Annotated in this window: 14 protein-coding genes and 1 tRNA gene; 7 read left to right on the forward strand and 8 right to left on the reverse strand. The window is 70.3% G+C overall.

The window, feature by feature from the left end; all coding sequences use genetic code 11:
• The first annotated feature begins 45 nt into the window (after positions 1-45).
• Positions 46-1,692, forward strand: coding sequence for a right-handed parallel beta-helix repeat-containing protein (locus LXT21_RS27280; protein ID WP_254041124.1), 1,647 nt, complete (start codon positions 46-48; stop codon positions 1,690-1,692).
• A gap of 98 nt (positions 1,693-1,790) precedes the next feature.
• Here the strand turns inward: LXT21_RS27280 and LXT21_RS27285 are convergent.
• Positions 1,791-1,862, reverse strand: a tRNA-Cys gene (locus tag LXT21_RS27285).
• Positions 1,863-2,022: 160 nt separating this feature from the next.
• Between LXT21_RS27285 and LXT21_RS27290 the strand changes: the two genes are divergently transcribed.
• The 4 genes from LXT21_RS27290 to fdxA all read left to right on the forward strand — a co-directional run bounded on the left by LXT21_RS27290 (position 2,023) and on the right by fdxA (position 5,230).
• Positions 2,023-3,174, forward strand: coding sequence for an acyl-CoA dehydrogenase family protein (locus LXT21_RS27290; protein ID WP_254041125.1), 1,152 nt, complete (start codon positions 2,023-2,025; stop codon positions 3,172-3,174).
• Positions 3,175-3,269: 95 nt separating this feature from the next.
• A complete protein-coding gene (locus LXT21_RS27295) occupies positions 3,270-3,623 on the forward strand; it encodes a rhodanese-like domain-containing protein (protein ID WP_254041126.1) in 354 nt (117 codons plus the stop codon).
• Between the two features lie 74 nt (positions 3,624-3,697).
• The gene (gene asd, locus LXT21_RS27300; RefSeq protein WP_254041127.1) at positions 3,698-4,786 is read left to right on the forward strand and encodes an aspartate-semialdehyde dehydrogenase; all 1,089 of its coding nucleotides are present in this window, start codon (positions 3,698-3,700) and stop codon (positions 4,784-4,786) included.
• Between the two features lie 108 nt (positions 4,787-4,894).
• Positions 4,895-5,230, forward strand: coding sequence for a ferredoxin FdxA (gene fdxA / locus LXT21_RS27305; protein WP_254041128.1), 336 nt, complete (start codon positions 4,895-4,897; stop codon positions 5,228-5,230).
• Positions 5,231-5,320: 90 nt separating this feature from the next.
• Here the strand turns inward: fdxA and LXT21_RS44925 are convergent, their stop codons facing one another.
• The 3 genes from LXT21_RS44925 to LXT21_RS27320 all read right to left on the reverse strand — a co-directional run bounded on the left by LXT21_RS44925 (position 5,321) and on the right by LXT21_RS27320 (position 8,488).
• A complete protein-coding gene (locus LXT21_RS44925) occupies positions 5,321-6,127 on the reverse strand; it encodes a hypothetical protein (protein WP_256572004.1) in 807 nt (268 codons plus the stop codon).
• Between the two features lie 124 nt (positions 6,128-6,251).
• Positions 6,252-7,304 (reverse strand): hypothetical protein, encoded by a 1,053-nt coding sequence (locus tag LXT21_RS27315; RefSeq protein WP_254041129.1) that lies wholly within the window; start codon positions 7,302-7,304, stop codon positions 6,252-6,254.
• Positions 7,305-7,318: 14 nt separating this feature from the next.
• Complete coding sequence (locus LXT21_RS27320) at positions 7,319-8,488, reverse strand: MFS transporter (RefSeq protein WP_254041130.1); 1,170 nt, start codon at positions 8,486-8,488, stop codon at positions 7,319-7,321.
• A 78-nt stretch (positions 8,489-8,566) separates the two neighbouring features.
• Here LXT21_RS27320 and LXT21_RS27325 point away from each other — a divergent pair, with 78 nt between their 5' ends.
• Complete coding sequence (locus LXT21_RS27325; protein ID WP_254041131.1) at positions 8,567-9,043, forward strand: GNAT family N-acetyltransferase; 477 nt, start codon at positions 8,567-8,569, stop codon at positions 9,041-9,043.
• Between the two features lie 12 nt (positions 9,044-9,055).
• Here the strand turns inward: LXT21_RS27325 and hrpB are convergent, their stop codons facing one another.
• The 4 genes from hrpB to LXT21_RS27345 all read right to left on the reverse strand — a co-directional run bounded on the left by hrpB (position 9,056) and on the right by LXT21_RS27345 (position 14,899).
• Positions 9,056-11,620 (reverse strand): ATP-dependent helicase HrpB, encoded by a 2,565-nt coding sequence (hrpB, locus tag LXT21_RS27330; RefSeq protein WP_254041132.1) that lies wholly within the window; start codon positions 11,618-11,620, stop codon positions 9,056-9,058.
• 174 nt (positions 11,621-11,794) lie between these two features.
• Positions 11,795-13,453: a hypothetical protein gene (locus LXT21_RS27335; protein WP_254041133.1), complete on the reverse strand. Its 1,659-nt coding sequence runs from the start codon at positions 13,451-13,453 to the stop codon at positions 11,795-11,797.
• 70 nt (positions 13,454-13,523) lie between these two features.
• Positions 13,524-14,228 carry an HAD family hydrolase gene (locus LXT21_RS27340; RefSeq protein ID WP_254041134.1) on the reverse strand — a complete coding sequence of 235 codons (705 nt, stop codon included), beginning with the start codon at positions 14,226-14,228 and terminating at the stop codon, positions 13,524-13,526.
• Positions 14,229-14,269: 41 nt separating this feature from the next.
• A complete protein-coding gene (locus LXT21_RS27345; protein WP_254041135.1) occupies positions 14,270-14,899 on the reverse strand; it encodes a HEAT repeat domain-containing protein in 630 nt (209 codons plus the stop codon).
• A gap of 84 nt (positions 14,900-14,983) precedes the next feature.
• Here LXT21_RS27345 and LXT21_RS27350 point away from each other — a divergent pair, with 84 nt between their 5' ends.
• Positions 14,984-15,376: a hypothetical protein gene (locus LXT21_RS27350; protein ID WP_254041136.1), complete on the forward strand. Its 393-nt coding sequence runs from the start codon at positions 14,984-14,986 to the stop codon at positions 15,374-15,376.
• Positions 15,377-15,585 lie beyond the last annotated feature (209 nt).

The following is a 15,585-nucleotide window of genomic DNA, read 5'->3' on the forward strand; positions in this document are numbered from 1 at the left end:
TCCGGTGGCGAATAGACCGCGGCGCTTCTCGCGTTGGTCCTGCTCATGCGAATTTTCAAAGGCAACTTCCTGAAGCTGAAGACTCCCGTGGCCGCCGTGGCCACCAGCCTGCTCATGCTCGGTACGACCGCTCACGCAGCGGGTCTGGATGCCTTCATCCCCACGCCGAACATCCCCGGCGCCCCTTCGACTCGCGCGCCCGCGGCGCAGACCTCGACGGGCAGCCTGCCTGCCATCGGTGTGCAGTCCGTGGCCGGGACGCCCGTGGAGGCGTTGCCGGACCATCCGGACCACGCCGTCATCGCCACGCCCTCGCCGCAGCCGGGCATCCAGGCGAACGCGCTCGCGCCCGCCTCCGCGCAGTCCTTCACCCGCGAGTGGGTGGTGAGCCCCACGGGCGACGACAACGGCGACGGCAGCGCCGCGCAGCCGCTGAAGACCATCACCAAGGCGGTGAGCCTCGCGGGCCCTGGTGAGCTCGTCCGCGTCCAGGCCGGCACCTACGCCGAGCGCATCATCATCGGCGCCAACGCGAAGGCGGGCACCGAGGGCGCCAAGATCACGCTCCAGGGCGAGGGCAGCCCGCGCATCACCCCCGGCCCCGGCGCCGGCGGCATGGTGCAGGTGCGTCAGCCGCACTGGGTCATCGACGGGTTCGATCTGGACTTGCAGCGCCAGCCCATCTTCGGCGTCACCTTCGAGGGCAACGTCACCGGCTCCATGCTGGTGAACTCCCACCTGCACGACGGTGGTGGCGGCGCGGCCGTGACGACCTTCAACAAGGCCACCGGCGCCACCATCGAGAACAACCTCATCCACGACTTCGTGAAGACGACGGGCAACAAGGACTCGCACGGCGTCGTCGTGCAGCCCACGTCCAAGGACATCACCGTCCGCAACAACGACATCCACTCGAACTCGGGGGACTCCGTGCAGTGCCTGGGGCCCGAGGGCTTCAGCTCGCTGCCGCCCGCGGACGGCCTGGTGGTGGAGAACAACCACTTCTACGCCAACCGTGAGAACGCGGTGGACATCAAGACCTGCTACGGCGTGGTCATCCGCAACAACCGCATGCACCAGTTCCGCCCCACGAGCACCGCGAAGGGCGACGTCGTCGTCATCCACTACTCCGCGAGCAACGTGCTGGTGGAGGACAACGAAATCTACGACGGCGCCAAGGGCATCTCCGTGGGCGGCAACCACGAGGGCCCCGTGCCCAGCGGCATCGTCGTGCGCCGCAATCGCGTGCACGGCATCTCCAACGCCAACGGCGGTGAGGGCACCGGCATCCGCCTGGAGAACTCCAAGGGCACCGTGGTGGTGAACAACACCGTCACCGGCACGGCGACGGGCCTCATCATCGGCCACGGCACCGGCGGCGCCACCGAGTCCGCGGTGGTGCAGAACAACATCCTGGACGGCTCCGTCGCGGTGGACCTGGGCGGCCAGGCGCCGGGCCTGAAGCTGGGCAACAACCTCTTCGCGGCCAGCGGTCAGTTCAAGAGCCAGGGCGCCATGGTGGGCACCGAGCAGTTCCTCGCCACCACCGGGGACGCGTCGTCCTCCAGCGGCTCCGCGGACCTGGGCGAGGCCTTCGGGCCCGGTCCCCAGGCCGTGGACAAGGGCGTCGACGTGGGCCTGCCGTTCTGCGGCGGCGCGCCCGACATCGGCGCCGTCGAGATGGGCTGCTGACCCGTCCGCCAGCCTCCCAGGCAGGGGAGGGCGCGCCCGGCGCCCGGAAATGAAAAGGCCCGATGCGGAGCGACTCTCCGCATCGGGCCTTTCCTATGAGGCGCCACCCGGATTCGAACCGGGGAATGAAGGTTTTGCAGACCTTTGCCTTACCACTTGGCTATGGCGCCAACGGCTTGGGGCCGGGTTTATACGCAGCCAGCCACCACCCGGTCAAGGAATCAACGGAACCGGCCCCTGGGTCCTGACGTGACGGTACGATTCGCGCGGAAACGGTGATGTCCACCTCGGGTGGACGTCGCGTGCTCGAGCCGACCGAGGAGTCGCGAGATGTTGCATGGGCATGGGGTGTACCAGGAGGAGCACGAGGCCTTTCGCCGCACGGTGAGGTCGGTGGTGGAGAAGGAGATCCTCCCCCACGTGGGTCGCTGGGAGGAGGCGGAGGAGTTCCCCCGGGAGCTCTTCGCGCGCTTCGGCGAGCTGGGCTTCCTGGGCCTGAAGTACCCCGAGGCGTACGGCGGCACGGACGCCGGCGTGCTCTACGAGGCGGTGCTGCTGGAGGAACTGGGCCGCTGTGGTTCGGGGGGCGTGTCCGCGGGCCTGGGCGCGCAGTTCACCATCGCCACTGGGCCGCTGCACCTGTTCGGCACGGATGAGCAGAAGCGCCGGTGGCTCGCCCCCGCGATTCGCGGCGAGAAGATTGGCGCGCTCGGAATCACGGAGCCGGACGCCGGCTCGGACGTGGCGGGGCTGCGCACCACCGCGCGCCGTGACGGGGCGCACTACGTCGTCAACGGCTCCAAGACGTACATCACCAACGGCGTGCGCGCGGACTTCATCGTCCTGGCGGTGAAGACGGACCCGTCCAGGGGCCACAAGGGCCTGTCCATGCTGGTGGTGGAGAAGGACACGCCGGGCTTCACGGTGAGCCGCAAGCTCAAGAAGCTGGGCTGGCGCGCCTCGGACACCGCCGAGCTGTTCTTCGAGGACTGCCGCATCCCCGAGGAGAACCTGCTGGGGGTGGAGGACCAGGGCTTCTCGCAGATCATGGGCAACTTCCAGTGGGAGCGCCTGTCGCTCGCGCTGGGCGCGGTGGGCGCCATGGAGGACATGCTGGAGCGCGTCGTCGAGCACGTGAAGTCGCGCCGCGCCTTCGGCCAGTCGCTCAGCCAGATGCAGGTGGTGCGGCACAAGCTGGCGGACCTGTTCACCGCCCGCGAGTGCGCGCGCCAGCTCACCTACCACGCGCTCCGGCTGCACGCGGCGGGGGAGTGGGCCGTGGCCCAGACGTCCATGGCCAAGAAGGTGGCCACCGAGACGGCCTGCCGCGTCGCGGACGAGTGCCTCCAGCTCCACGGCGGCGCCGGCTACATGATGGAGTACGACATCCAGCGTCACTGGCGCGACGCCCGCCTGGGGCCCATCGGCGGTGGGGCCAGTGAGGTGATGAACGAAATCATCGCCAAGCAGCTCGGCCTGTAGGGCTTCGGGCCGCGGGGAGGGGCAGGCGACCAGGCGGGACGGAAGAGGCCCCGGGGGCCCCGGGTTGAGACCGGAGAGCCCCCGCGGAGGTGTTGGTGGAGCCCACCATCCTGTGTACCGAGCTGTACCTGCGCCTGGGCGATGACGAGCTGCTCGTCATCGACTGCCGGGCGCCCTTCGACTGGGAGCACCACGACCTGCACATCCCCGGTGCCCTGAGGATGTTGCCCACGGAAGTCGCCCGCGACCACCGCATGCTGCCCGACGACGAGCTCATCGTCCTCTGCGGCGGCCTGCCGGACGGCTCGGACGTCCGCCGCGTCTGTCGCCTGCTGCGCATGCACGGACGGGAGGCCGTCTGCCTCGATGGAGGCCTCCCCGCCTGGATTCGCGGGGGCTATCCCACCGAGCGCCATGTCCGTGCCCAGGTGGCGGGCCTGCACCGTTAGGTTTCTCGTGGATGCGGTGCGTCGTCAAAGGGTGTATGGAGCGGCGGACTTCCTCCCTCTGGAGAACCGTTCCCATGGCCAAGCTTCGTGCCGCCCTCATCGGCGCCACCGGACTCGCGGGGCAGCAGTTCATCGCCGCCCTCAGGAACCACCCGTTCATCGAGCTGACCGGCCTGGCCGCGTCGCCTCGCTCGGCGGGCAAATCCTACGGGGACGCCCTGCGCACGGCCAACGGCATGACGGCGTGGTTCGTCTCCGAGCCGCTCGCCCCCGAAGTCGCTCGCATGCAGGTGATCAGCGGCGACGCGCTCCAGTCGAAGGACTACGACCTGGTCTTCTCCGCCGTGGAATCGGACGTCGCGAAGGAGCTCGAGCCCCGGCTGGCCCGGGACATCCCCGTCTTCTCGGCTGCGAGTGCCTTCCGCTACGAGGACGACGTCCCGCTGCTCATCCCTCCCGTCAACGCCTCGCACGCGCCGCTCGTGCGCGAGCAGCAGCGCCGCCGAGGCTGGAAGGGCTTCATCGTCCCCAGCCCCAACTGCACGACGACGGGCCTGGCCGTGACGCTCGCGCCGCTGGTCGAGCGCTTCGGCGTGAAGGCCGTGCTGATGACCAGCCTGCAGGCCATGTCCGGCGCCGGCCGCTCGCCGGGCGTCATCGGCATGGACATCCTCGACAACGTCATCCCCTACATCCCCAAGGAGGAGCACAAGGTCGAGGTGGAGACGAAGAAGATCCTCGGTGCGTTGGGCGCGGACGGCTCCGCCCTCACGCCCCACGACATCCGGGTCTCCTGCACCTGCACCCGCGTGGCCGTGATGGAGGGCCACACCGAGTCCGTCTTCGTGTCGCTGGGCACCAAGGCCACCGTGGCGGAAGTCACCCAGGCGATGCGCGAGTGGCGCGGCGCCGAGGTGGCCCGGGACCTGCCGTCCTCGCCCGTCCGGTGGATCGAGGTGCTGGACGACCCGTTCCGTCCTCAGCCCCGGTTGGACCGGGAGACCCACGGAGGCATGGCCACCACGGTCGGCCGCGTGCGCGAGGATGGTGTCCTGGAGAACGGCTTCAAGTACGTGCTCGTCTCCCACAATACGAAGATGGGAGCGGCGCGCGGGTCCATCCTGGTCGCCGAGCAGCTGCGGGCCCAGGGGTTGCTCGGCTGACACCGACGCGCGTCGGACAGGTGGCACAAATTCAGGGTGCCATCCCTGTAACGAACCATTACTCTGCGCGCCCACGGACGCGCTGAAGATTTCTAGAGGAGAGCTTTCATGGCCTACGTCGTCGCGGACCCTTGCATCAAGTGCAAGTACACTGACTGTGTCGAGGTCTGCCCGGTCAACTGTTTCTACGAGGGTGCGAACTTCCTGGTCATCCACCCGGACGAGTGCATCGACTGTGGCGCGTGCGAGCCCGTGTGCCCCACCAAGGCCATCTTCCCGGAGACCGAGCTCCCCGCGAAGTGGAAGGACTACAAGGCGCTGAACGCGGACTTCTCGTCCAAGTGGCCCAACATCGCGGAGAAGAAGGCGTCCCTCCCCGAGGCCGAGGAGTACAAGGACAAGGAGGACAAGCGCTCCCTCCTGAACGACGCGCCCGGCAAGTAGTCCGCTGGCGCCTGTCGCGCCCGTGAGTCTCGAGAAGGCCCTCCCGCCTGTTTCCGGCGCGAGGGCCTTCGTCGTTGCGGGGCGCCGCATTCAGCCCGCGCTCAGCGAGCGCAGCCGGAGCCCGCGCGCCTCCAGGGCATCGCGCAGTCGGGTGAGCTCCGTGTCGGGGACCGGACCCTGGTGGCCCTGGATGCGCAGCGCGACTTCGCGAGGCCCCGTCCGCTCCACCTCCACCGTGGCGTGCAGGCTTCCGCGGACGCTGAGACTCAACGCGGGGCGCTGAGACTTCACCAGGACCTCGATGCGCTCGATGACCTCCAGGGTTGACTCGACGCGGCTCGGTGGCTCGGGTGGGCTTGCTCCCGTGGACGCCGAGGCCGACGGCCGGACCTCCGGGAGCGCAACCTCCTGCGTGGGGGCCGCGCGTGCACCGTCCCCGAGGACGGGCTCGGCCCTGGGACTCGGCTCGCGCATCGAGGGGAGCTGGGCTGCCTGACGGGAGACCTCCCGGACCACGAGCTCCGTGAGGCGCTGCTCGGTGCGCTCCTGGTTCACGACCTGCGCTTCGCTTCGCACCGTGCCGAGTCGGTGGGACTCGACGTGCATCGCCTGACGGGCCATGCCCAGCCGCTCGGGACTGGCCAGCACCCCGCGGGAGGTCGCGAGCACGGTGGTGGTGGTCCGGACGGTGGAGAGGCTCCGGGCGCCGGGCAGGAGGCCCAGCGGCCGCGCCTTCACCTCGGGAGATGCCTTGGGCTCGCCGGGCGCGGGTCGGGGTGGGGGGGCCGGGGGACGCCGGGGGGCGGATTCCTGGAGCGCTCGTTGGAAGCGCTCGCCGTCGGCGGACCGTCGGGTGGAGGTACCGCTGTCGGTGGAGGCGTCGGTGTCGACCTTCATGTCATCCCTCGCTGGAGTGCGGGGGCGACACGAAGCAGCGGTCATGCCAGGGGGGCTCCCCGCGGGACGGTGGCCTCACCGTCCCAGCCCATGGAGGTCCAGGCTCTTGCGTGGGATGTGGGCTTCAGCGCGGCTTCGTGCCGAACGCACCGGGTTGTACCGGCGCGATGCCCGTCAGGTCATTGACGGCCAGCGGGCAGGAGGCCAACGCCATGGGCTCCACGAGCCCGCCGACGCGCGCCCAGTCCCGCTCCTGGAAGAGGAGCGCGTCACGCAGCTCGATGGACGACAGGCCCTTCTTGTACTCCCAGAAGCGGCCGCGCACGAGGACGGTGTTGCCCTTGAGCAGCTTGTTGAGGTCGACGTACTGCTTGTCCTGGAGGATGGCGACGACCTCCACGCGCTCGCGCTTGCGCGGCTTGCCGAACTGGAACTCGTAGGTCGCGGTCGGCGCGGGCTCGGGCTCCGTCCAGATGAGGCGGGCCACCATGCGCTCCGGCTCGGGCTCCTCGCCCTTCTTGAGCTTCTTCTTCTTGGGCTTCTCCAGCTTCACGTCCACCAGCTCCAGGCCGCTGAAGGCCAGCTCGTGGTCCAGGTAGTTGTCGCGGAACAGGGCCTCGGCGGTGGAGACGGCCACCGAGTTCACGCGCTGGACCTCTTCCTTGTACCGCTCACGCAGCACCGGCAGCGTCAGCAGGAAGCTGTCCACCGGCTTGGTGCCGTCGGCGAGGAAGCGCAGCCGCGCCATGTCGATGGCCGGGTAGAAGGGGACGAGCGACTCGGCCGTCTTCAACCAGTCGGGGCGCAGCTGCTTGTCGATGAGCACCCGCCGCACCATGGTGACGAAGTAGCTGTTGCCCGGGAAGCGCTCCGTCACGAGCTGGGTGTTCAGCGCCTGCACGAGCGCGGGGTCCAGCATGAAGTTCTCGTCGCGCTTGTGGAACTGTGTGCCCACCTCGCCGAGCAGCGTCAGGTACGCGCCCACCACCTGTGCGCAGTTGGCGTCCGCGGTGCCCTGGTCCAGGGCCTGGAACAGGCGCGTGCGCAGGAAGCGTTTGTCGATGGCCTCCTCGCGGAAGACGGGAGCCTCTCCGGTGCCGAAGAAGAACTCGGGCTGGGCGAGAGCGGGGCTGGCCAGGAGCCCCAGGGCGAGGATGAGCAGTCGGGTGGTACGCATCACCCGGGAGCCTATCACCCCGGGCTGCTGGTGGAGAGTGGGACGGGCACGGCGGAGGCCCGCAGGACCAGGCCCGCGGCGACCAGCTCCACCACGCACGCCACCGCGAAGAGCCGATGGCCGCCGAGCCAGTCGTAGCCGACCCCCGACGACAGGTAGCCCACCAGCCCGCCCAGTCCGAAGGTGAACGCCGCGAACAGCGCCTGGCCGGACGCGCGCAGCTCCGGGGGCACGCGCCGCGACAGGAAGGCCACGCTGGCCACGTAGAACGCGCCGAAGGTCATCCCGTGCAGGGGGGCGATCAGCACCATGCCCTCGGCGGACGACACCAGGGCCATGCCGCCCCAGCGCACCGCGCTCGCCACGAAGGCCATGGCCAGCACGATGCGCGGCGCGGTGTCTCCAGCCACGCGCGAGTAGAACGCCATCACCGCCACCTCCGCGATGACGCCGATGCCCGCCACCGTGCCGACCACTGCGGGCGACAGGCCCAGCGACATGACGTGGATGGAGAAGGTGCCGTGGAAGGGCGCGCACGCCATCCAGTGCAGGCTGGTGGCGGCGAGCAGCCAGCGCAGGTCCGGGTGCCGCAGGAGCGCCAGGCCCGCGAGCGGGCTCAGTCCCCGGCTCGGCGCGACGGTGTCCCGCAGGGTGAAGCTCCACGGCACGAGCGCGGAGAGCAGCGCGAGCGGGACGAGCACGACCCAATCGTCCACGCCCGCGACGAGCCAGCCGAAGAGCACGGTGGAGGTGATGAAGCCCACGGAGCCGAAGAGCCGCACGTGCGCGAAGCTGTCACCGGTGCGCGCGACATGGTGCAGGGTGAGGCCGTCCATGAGGGGCGTGAAGGCGCAGACGAAGAACGCGTACAGGGCCATGGCCGGCACGAGCGTGTCGAACGTCCGCGCGCGGCCCACGAGCGCGAAGGCGAGCGCCGCGCCGAGCGCCAGGACGGTCAGGACGCGGGACGCACGGCCAGTGCGGTCCGCGAGGTGTCCCCACATCGGCGGAACGAGCAGGGAGGCGAGGGGGCTGAGGCACAGGAGCAGCCCTACCTGCGTCGCGGACAGCGACAGCGACTTGAACCAGGCGGGCAGGAACGGGAGGACGATGCCCACCGCGGCGAAGTAGAGGAAGTAGAAGCCCGCCAGCGGCAGGCGGCTGGCGACGGGGCGGGGGCTCATGGACGGTTGGGACCTTGACATGTCCGGGTGCTTTTCCGCCTGTTGACCTCGCTTCCTTTTGTGTACCTTGGTTTCGACATGGCCAGTTCCACGGACATTTCCGCGCCCGTCACCGTCACCCAGATCCGGGACGAGGCGGAGCTCATGCAGGCGCTCGCCATCCGCGAGGTGGTGTTCATCGAGGAGCAGCACGTCCCCGAGGGCATCGAGCGTGACGCCGAGGACGCGAACGCGTACCACGTCATCGCGCACCAGGGCGGTCACGCCATCGGCACGGGGCGGCTGGTGATGCTGCCCCAACCGCCCGAAGGTGAGCAGGGCCCGTGGGGACAGGTGGGGCGCATGGCGGTGCTGCAGGCGCATCGCAAGGCCCGCGTGGGCTCGGTGCTGCTGACGACCCTGGAGGCGGAGGCGGTGCGCCGTGGGGTCAAGGGCATCATGCTGCACGCGCAGCTCTACGCGCTCGAGTTCTACAAGAAGCACGGCTACACCGAGATTGGCACCGTGTTCCTCGAGGGCGGCATCGACCACCTGGAGATGCGCAAGCGCTTCTAGGTGGTCCTGATGTCAGCGGCGCGGAGGACGGGGCGCGGGTGGCTGTGCGTGCCTGGGGTCCTCCGGCCACGAGTGACGTGGGTACTTGCGCCCCAGCTCCTTGCGCAGCGCCGGGTAGTGTCGCTCCCAGAAACCCGCCAGGTCGGTCGTTACCTGCACGGCGCGCATGTTGGGCGCGAGCAGGTGGAGCACCAACGGCACGCGGCCCGCGCACACGCTGGGCCCCTGCGCCAACCCGAAGAAATCCTGAAGCCGTGACTCCACCCAGGGCGGCTTGCCCGGCTCGTAGTTCACCTTGACGCCCCGGCCGCCCGGAAGGGTGACGCGCTCGGGAGCGTGTGTGGCGAGCAGGCGCTGTTGTTCCGAGGTGAGGCGCGCGTAGAGCGCGTCGAGCAGGGACACGCCCTCCAGGTCCTTGAAGCTGCGCGCGTCCGAGCACAGGGACGCGAGCGCATCGCGCAGGAAGGTGTCGTCGACGGTGGGGAACTTCGCCTCGGGGAAGGCCTGGGCGAGCAGGGCCACGCGGGTGCGCCATTGCTCCAGGGCCTCGGGCTCCGCGAAGCGGCCGGGGCCAGCGGCGAGCGCGGCTTCGACGAGGACGCGCGCGGTGGCCTCGGAGGCGGGCGCGGGCGTGCGGGTCTCCTCGAGGACGAGGTTGCCATAGGACAGGCGGGTGAGGCGCTCCACGCGGCGCGCCTCGGCGTTCCACTGGAGGGTGTCCACCTCCTCGAGCGTCTCGGGGTAGAGGTCCAGCAGCCACTCGGGTTCGACGGCGCTGGCCAGTCGCACCACGGCGCCGCGGCCTGGGCGCTCCTCCGCGTCCGCGGCGACCATCAGGTCCGCGTCCTGGACGACGCTCAGCTCGGAGAGGGACGCGGTGCCGCCGCCGAAGAGCAACAGCTCGGGCGCGCGGGGACGGCGACGTCGCGCGACGCGGTCCGGGTAGCCCGCGAGGACGCTGAGCATGAGGGCTTGTTCGACATCCTCGGGGCGATGAGGACGCTCCCCCTGGCTTCGCACGGCGCGGCGGAGCTGCTTCTGTACGCGGTCGACGGACTGCACCGCGCCCTGTTCCAGCGAGAGGGAGTGGAGGCGTCCGGAGGAGAAGTTGGAGCGCTCGGCTTCGCGGAAGCGCTCGAGGAGCTCGAGCAGGTCCGAGGGACCGCTGACGACGGCCGCGGCGCGCTGGCCACCCCCGAGGTTGGCGCGGGCTTCGCGGCGGATGTCGCGCTCACCCATGAGGGCCGCGAGCGTGGCCGCGTCCGCGCCGACACCTCGTCGTTCACCTTCGACGATGATGCGAGCCTGGCGCGGATGGACGGGGAAGCGCAGGAGCCGCTGGCCCACGTCGGTGACGACACCCTTGGAGTCCACCGCGCCGAGGCGACGCAGCAGCGTCTCCGCCGCATCGAGCGAGGCGGCTGGGGGCGGTTCGAAGAAGGGGAAGGCGTTCAGGTCCGTCACGCCGGAGGCGCGGAGGGACAGGATGGTCTCCGCCAGGTCCATGCGGCGGATTTCGGGCGCGTCCTGTTCCGGGCGTCCGTCGAAGTCGTGTTGGGTGTAGAGGCGCAGGCAATGTCCGGCGCGGGTACGGCCGGCGCGGCCCGCGCGCTGCACGGCGGAGGCGCGGCTGACCTTGGACAGCTTGAGTGTGGGGAGGCCGGACCAGGGCGAGTGGCTGGCCACGCGCGCCAGGCCCGTGTCGATGACGACGGCGACACCGTCGATGGTGACGGACGTCTCGGCCACGTTGGTGGAGAGGATGATCTTCCGGCGCGAACTCCGGCGCACGGCGCGGTCCTGCTCCGCGGGGGACAGGTCTCCGTGGAGGGGGAGGACGTCGGTGTCGTGACGCTCGGCGAACTCGGCGCAGGCGTCGCGGGTGCGGCGGATTTCTCCGGCGCCGGGGAGGAAGACGAGGACATCGCCGTCGACGCCCTGGGTGAACAGGCGCTTGATGCCGGAGAGGACCTGCTGGTCCAGGTGCCGGTCATCGGGAGTGGGGAGGTACTCGACGCTCACGTCGAAGCGACGCCCCTGGGAGCGAAGCGAGGGACAACCTCCGAGGTACGCCCGAACGGGTTCGGCCTCCAGGGTCGCGGACATGACGACGAGCTTGAGGTCCGGGCGACGGGTCTCCTGGAGTCGACGGAGCATCGCGAGGGAGATGTCGGCGGACAGGTGGCGCTCGTGGAACTCGTCGAGCACGACGATGCCGACGTCCCGGAGGGTGGGGTCGGAGAGGAGGCGTCGGCCGAGCACGCCCTCGGTGACGAAGGACATGCGCGTCTTCGCGCTGCGGACATCCTCGAAGCGGACCTGGTAGCCGACAGTCTCACCCACGCGCTCGCCGATCTCCTCGGAGACCCGCTGGGCGGCGAGCCGGGTGGGCAGTCGACGTGGCTGCAGGACGACGATCTCCTTGCCCGCGCCGAGACCCGCTTCGAGCAGGGCGCGGGGGACTCGGGTCGTCTTGCCCGCACCGGGAGGTGCTTCGAGCACGAGTGAGCGAGCACCGCGCAGCGTGGAGACGATCTCCGGCAGGAGCGGGTCGATGGGAAGCGTGGCATCCGCCATGGCGGGTGTCCTCTCAGAGGGCGAGTGGGGACTCGCTCACGGGGCGTCGCACGATGGAGCGTGCGGGACGCGATAGGGAAGGGCGGCATCCATCGCGGCCGGGAGGAGCGCGTCGAATGGACGGTTGGCATCCGACATGACAGGTCTCCACTCGACGCGCGCGCGGAGGCTCGCTCACGGTGTCTCGCTGCCCGCCCCGCCGGGAGGCGACGTCGCGTTTCGCTTCTTCCGCACGGACGGCGCCTGCGCGCGAGCCCCCTCGGCATCTCGGGAGCCGCGAGTGCGGTGCTCCTGAGGGGCACCAGTGTCGTCGCTCGTCTCACGCTTCCGGCCACGTGGCGCGCCACTCGTCTCCTCGCCGGAGCCGGATGTGCCGCCAGGGGATGCACCAGCACCTCGCCGACCGCGTGGAGTCGAGGTGCCTGTGTCTTCCGAACCCGCGCCGTCATTCGCCGCCAGGTTCGCCCCGCCCTCACGCTTTCGTCCACGTCCCGTCGAGCCGCGAGGCCCTTCGGCGGAGGCTGCTCCATCGTTCGTGATGGAGGAGGCTTCCGCGGAACCCATCGAAGCAGAGGCCGCGTCCTCATCGGCCCCCGAGGTGGTGGACGCGCCCCTTCGAGTTTCCTGCGCTGAATCCACAGGAGGCGCGTCTGCCGCCGCGTCGGTCGGACCACGACGGACACCGGGAGTCGAAGCAGCCCGCGCCGCGTCCGCGCTGGCTTCGGTAGCACCTGAAGTACGTCGGGGGCCTCGACCCGCCTTCACGCGGGGCTCCTCCGTCGTTGCACGCGGACCTGTCGTTGCAGGAGTCGCCTCGGCGCCAGACGAGTCTCTCCCGTTCACGTGTTCCGCGGAGCCCGTCTTGTCTTCGACATACCCGGTTGCATTCGTTACACCATCATCAACGGCGATATGCTCCTCATCCGGGAGTGCGAGGTCCGCCGAGTCCTCGGTGGTCGCGTCGAGCTCCGAGCCTGCGGCCTCACGCGTTTCGAGTGGAGCGGAGGTGCCGGGGTCCTCCTCCTCGGTCGAAGAATCCAGCGCGGCGACCTCGGCGAGCTCCGCCTCGGTGGGCTCCATGGAATCGGAGGGCTCGAGGTCGAGCGCGCCGAGTCCGTCATCGGACGGAGCGAGACCGCGACCCGCGCGGCGCTTGGGCTTGAGTCCGAGCGCCGCGGCTTCGTGGACGCTGGGCACGGGAACGAGCGCTGCCTCGGAGAGAAGCCGCGCCTGTCGCAGCGCCACTTCCATCTTGCGGCCCAGGTTCACCAACTCCTCGCGCAGCACCGCCTCTTGTTCTGGAGACAGCGGCGCGGGCTCATGGCTCGAGCGCCACGCGGCGTGCGCGGTGGCCACCTGCTCCATCACGGGGCGGACGAGCGCGAAGTCCTCGCGAGCGAAGATGCGCGTGACGTACGCGCTGCGGGTGCGACGGTCGTAGGAGGTCGCGTACTCGAAGATGGTGTCGCGAGGCGCGCGGCGGAGCTGGGCGAACTTGAGGTGGGGGAAGAGCGCCTCGATGACGGGGGCGCGGCTGCTCGCGGTGAAGGTGATGCCCGCGTGCAGCTTCTCCAGCGCATCCACCCACAAGCCCTGTTGGTGGAAGGCGAACTCCTCGCGAGCCTCGTCCAGCTCGGGCAGGTCCTTCACCCGGTCGACGACCCCGGCGGCGGGGGCGCGGGTGGTGCGCACCAGCTCTAGAGCGGTGGCCAGCCAGCTCTTCTCGGCGTCGAGGCCAGGGCGACCGGCGAGCATCTCTCCCGCGGTGGCGATCCGTGCCTCGAAGGCCTCGGCGAAGCGGATGAGCTCATAGGACTCGAGCGTGGATGACATGCGACGGGCTCCTCGGAAGGGCGGCGGGGATACCACAGCCCGGGCTCGGCTCCGAGCCCGGGCGGGGGCCTCAGCTTCGGCCGAGCAAGGTCGGAAGGGCGTCGTGGTGCGAGAAGTCGGCGAAGGCCGCGTGGGCGCCCGCCTTCAACAGGGCCTCGGCGGTGAAGGTACCGGTCCCCACTCCGATGCACTCGGCGCCGATGCCCAGGGCCGCGTCGACGTCCTTGGGCGTGTCGCCGATGATGACCACCCGGCACTCCCCGCGAGGCACCCCGAGCAGGGCCGCGCCCGCCTCGGCTCCCCGACGAATGAGCTCCACGCGGTCCTCGTGGTCGCAGCCGAAGCCACCGAACGCGAACTGGTCATGGATGCCGACGCGCTCCAGCTTCACGCGAGCACCTTCGCGCACGTTGCCGGTCCCCAGACCCACGGCGAAGCCCTCGAGGCCGCGCGCGGCCTGCACGGCCTCTCTCATGCCGGGGAAGACGAGATAGCGCTGCGCCTCGACCTTCTGGACCTCGTCCGCCAGGTGCGCGAGGTAGGAGGCGATGCCCGCGTCGATGGCCGCCTCGGTGTCCTCGACGCCGATGACACGCAGGGCCTTCCGGACGATGCCTCGGTCCGTCATGCCCGACATGTGGAACGAATCGCACGCATCGCGGCGGCCATGGAGCTGCTCGAAGGCGCGGTCCATGGCGCGGCGGCCCGCTCCACCAGTGGTGATGAGGGTGCCGTCGATATCGAACAGGAGGACCGTGGGACGCATGGCCCCCATCTAACGGAACGCCCGGGCCGAGGCGAGTGCCGAGTCGCCGTTCACGGCTCCGCGAGGCTGAGGCCGCGCTGGAGCGCCTCGCGTACGAGGGGACGCTCTTCGAGGGGGAGGCGCTCCTCGAGTGCCTGTCGGACCTGCTGCCCGCCGAGCCGTCCGAGCGCCAGGGCCACGGCCTCCCGCACGGGATCCTCCTGGTCCGTGAGGCGCGCGGACAGCGAAGGGATGGCGTCGATTCCCAGGCAGCGCGCCAGGGCTCCCGCGGCGCTGGCCCGGACGTCCGCGGGGGCACGGGCATCCTCCAGGACCTCCTGGATGGAGTGCGCGCTCTGGGTCGGATCCACCAGTGCGAGCGAGGCCACGGCCCGGGCCCGGCGCGTCGAGGGCGCGGAGCCATCCATCACCAACGAGCTCAGGACCGGCACGGCCTGCGGCCCCAGTCGTCGGAGCTGCTCGTCGCCCTGGGAGGCATCGAGCAGCGACTCCACCTGTGCGCGGAGGTCGCGAGGCGGCGTCGCCGAGGGGGACGGCTCGCCAGCGCCCCGGGAGTAGGCCAGCGCGGAGCCCGCGGAGGTGGCCAGCAGCCCGGCGCCGAGCACGAGGGCGCGCCATCGACGTCCCCGCGAGGAGCGGGAGGTGTGGGCGGAAGGGGGCGGCGAGGTCGGGGTCGACATGGGGCGCCTCGGCAGGGGAGGGGACGTCCGGGGTTATACGCCTTTTGCCCGCCAGGACTCGAACCCCGGTATGGTGCTTCGTCGATGGCTGGACGGGTCTTCTTCTTTCTTCAGCACGCCACGTATGAGCCGGCGTTCCAGGCCACCTCCATGGGCATCACCGCGGTGGCCATGGGGGACGAGGTCTACTTCGTCCTCGCGTTCGATGCCCTCCGCGCCTGGGTGGACGGAACCTTCGGTCACCCCGACGGCGAGCGTGAGCGGGAGGAGCACGCGCGAGGCGAGACGCTGGGCGTGCTGGCCCCCATGAAGATGCTGGAGGAGGCGCGGGGACTGGGCGCGAAGTTGATCGCCTGCGACACCACGGTGCGCCTGTGTGGCTACCCGCCGGAGGCGCTGAGCGGCGCCCTGGACGAGGTGATGGGGCTCGCCTCTCTTTGGCGCCTCACGCAGGGCGCCCGCACGCTGTCGCTCTAGCCACTCCACCCCGAGGAGCGCCAGGCAGGCGACAATGTCGTCTGCTCCGCTCCGGGTGTGCGCTCGACGACGAGGCGCTTCGGCTCCTGCTGTAACCTCGCAGTCTCATCCGAACCCCGAGAGGCCTCCTCTTGAGGCTGTAGCCTCCGGGGGGAGTCACGCGTTACTCTTGCGCCCAAGCCGTCCCCCTGAAGAGCCCGGCCGCGCGG

It is taken from the genome of Myxococcus guangdongensis, assembly GCF_024198255.1.
Classification (GTDB): Bacteria; Myxococcota; Myxococcia; order Myxococcales; family Myxococcaceae; genus Myxococcus; species Myxococcus guangdongensis.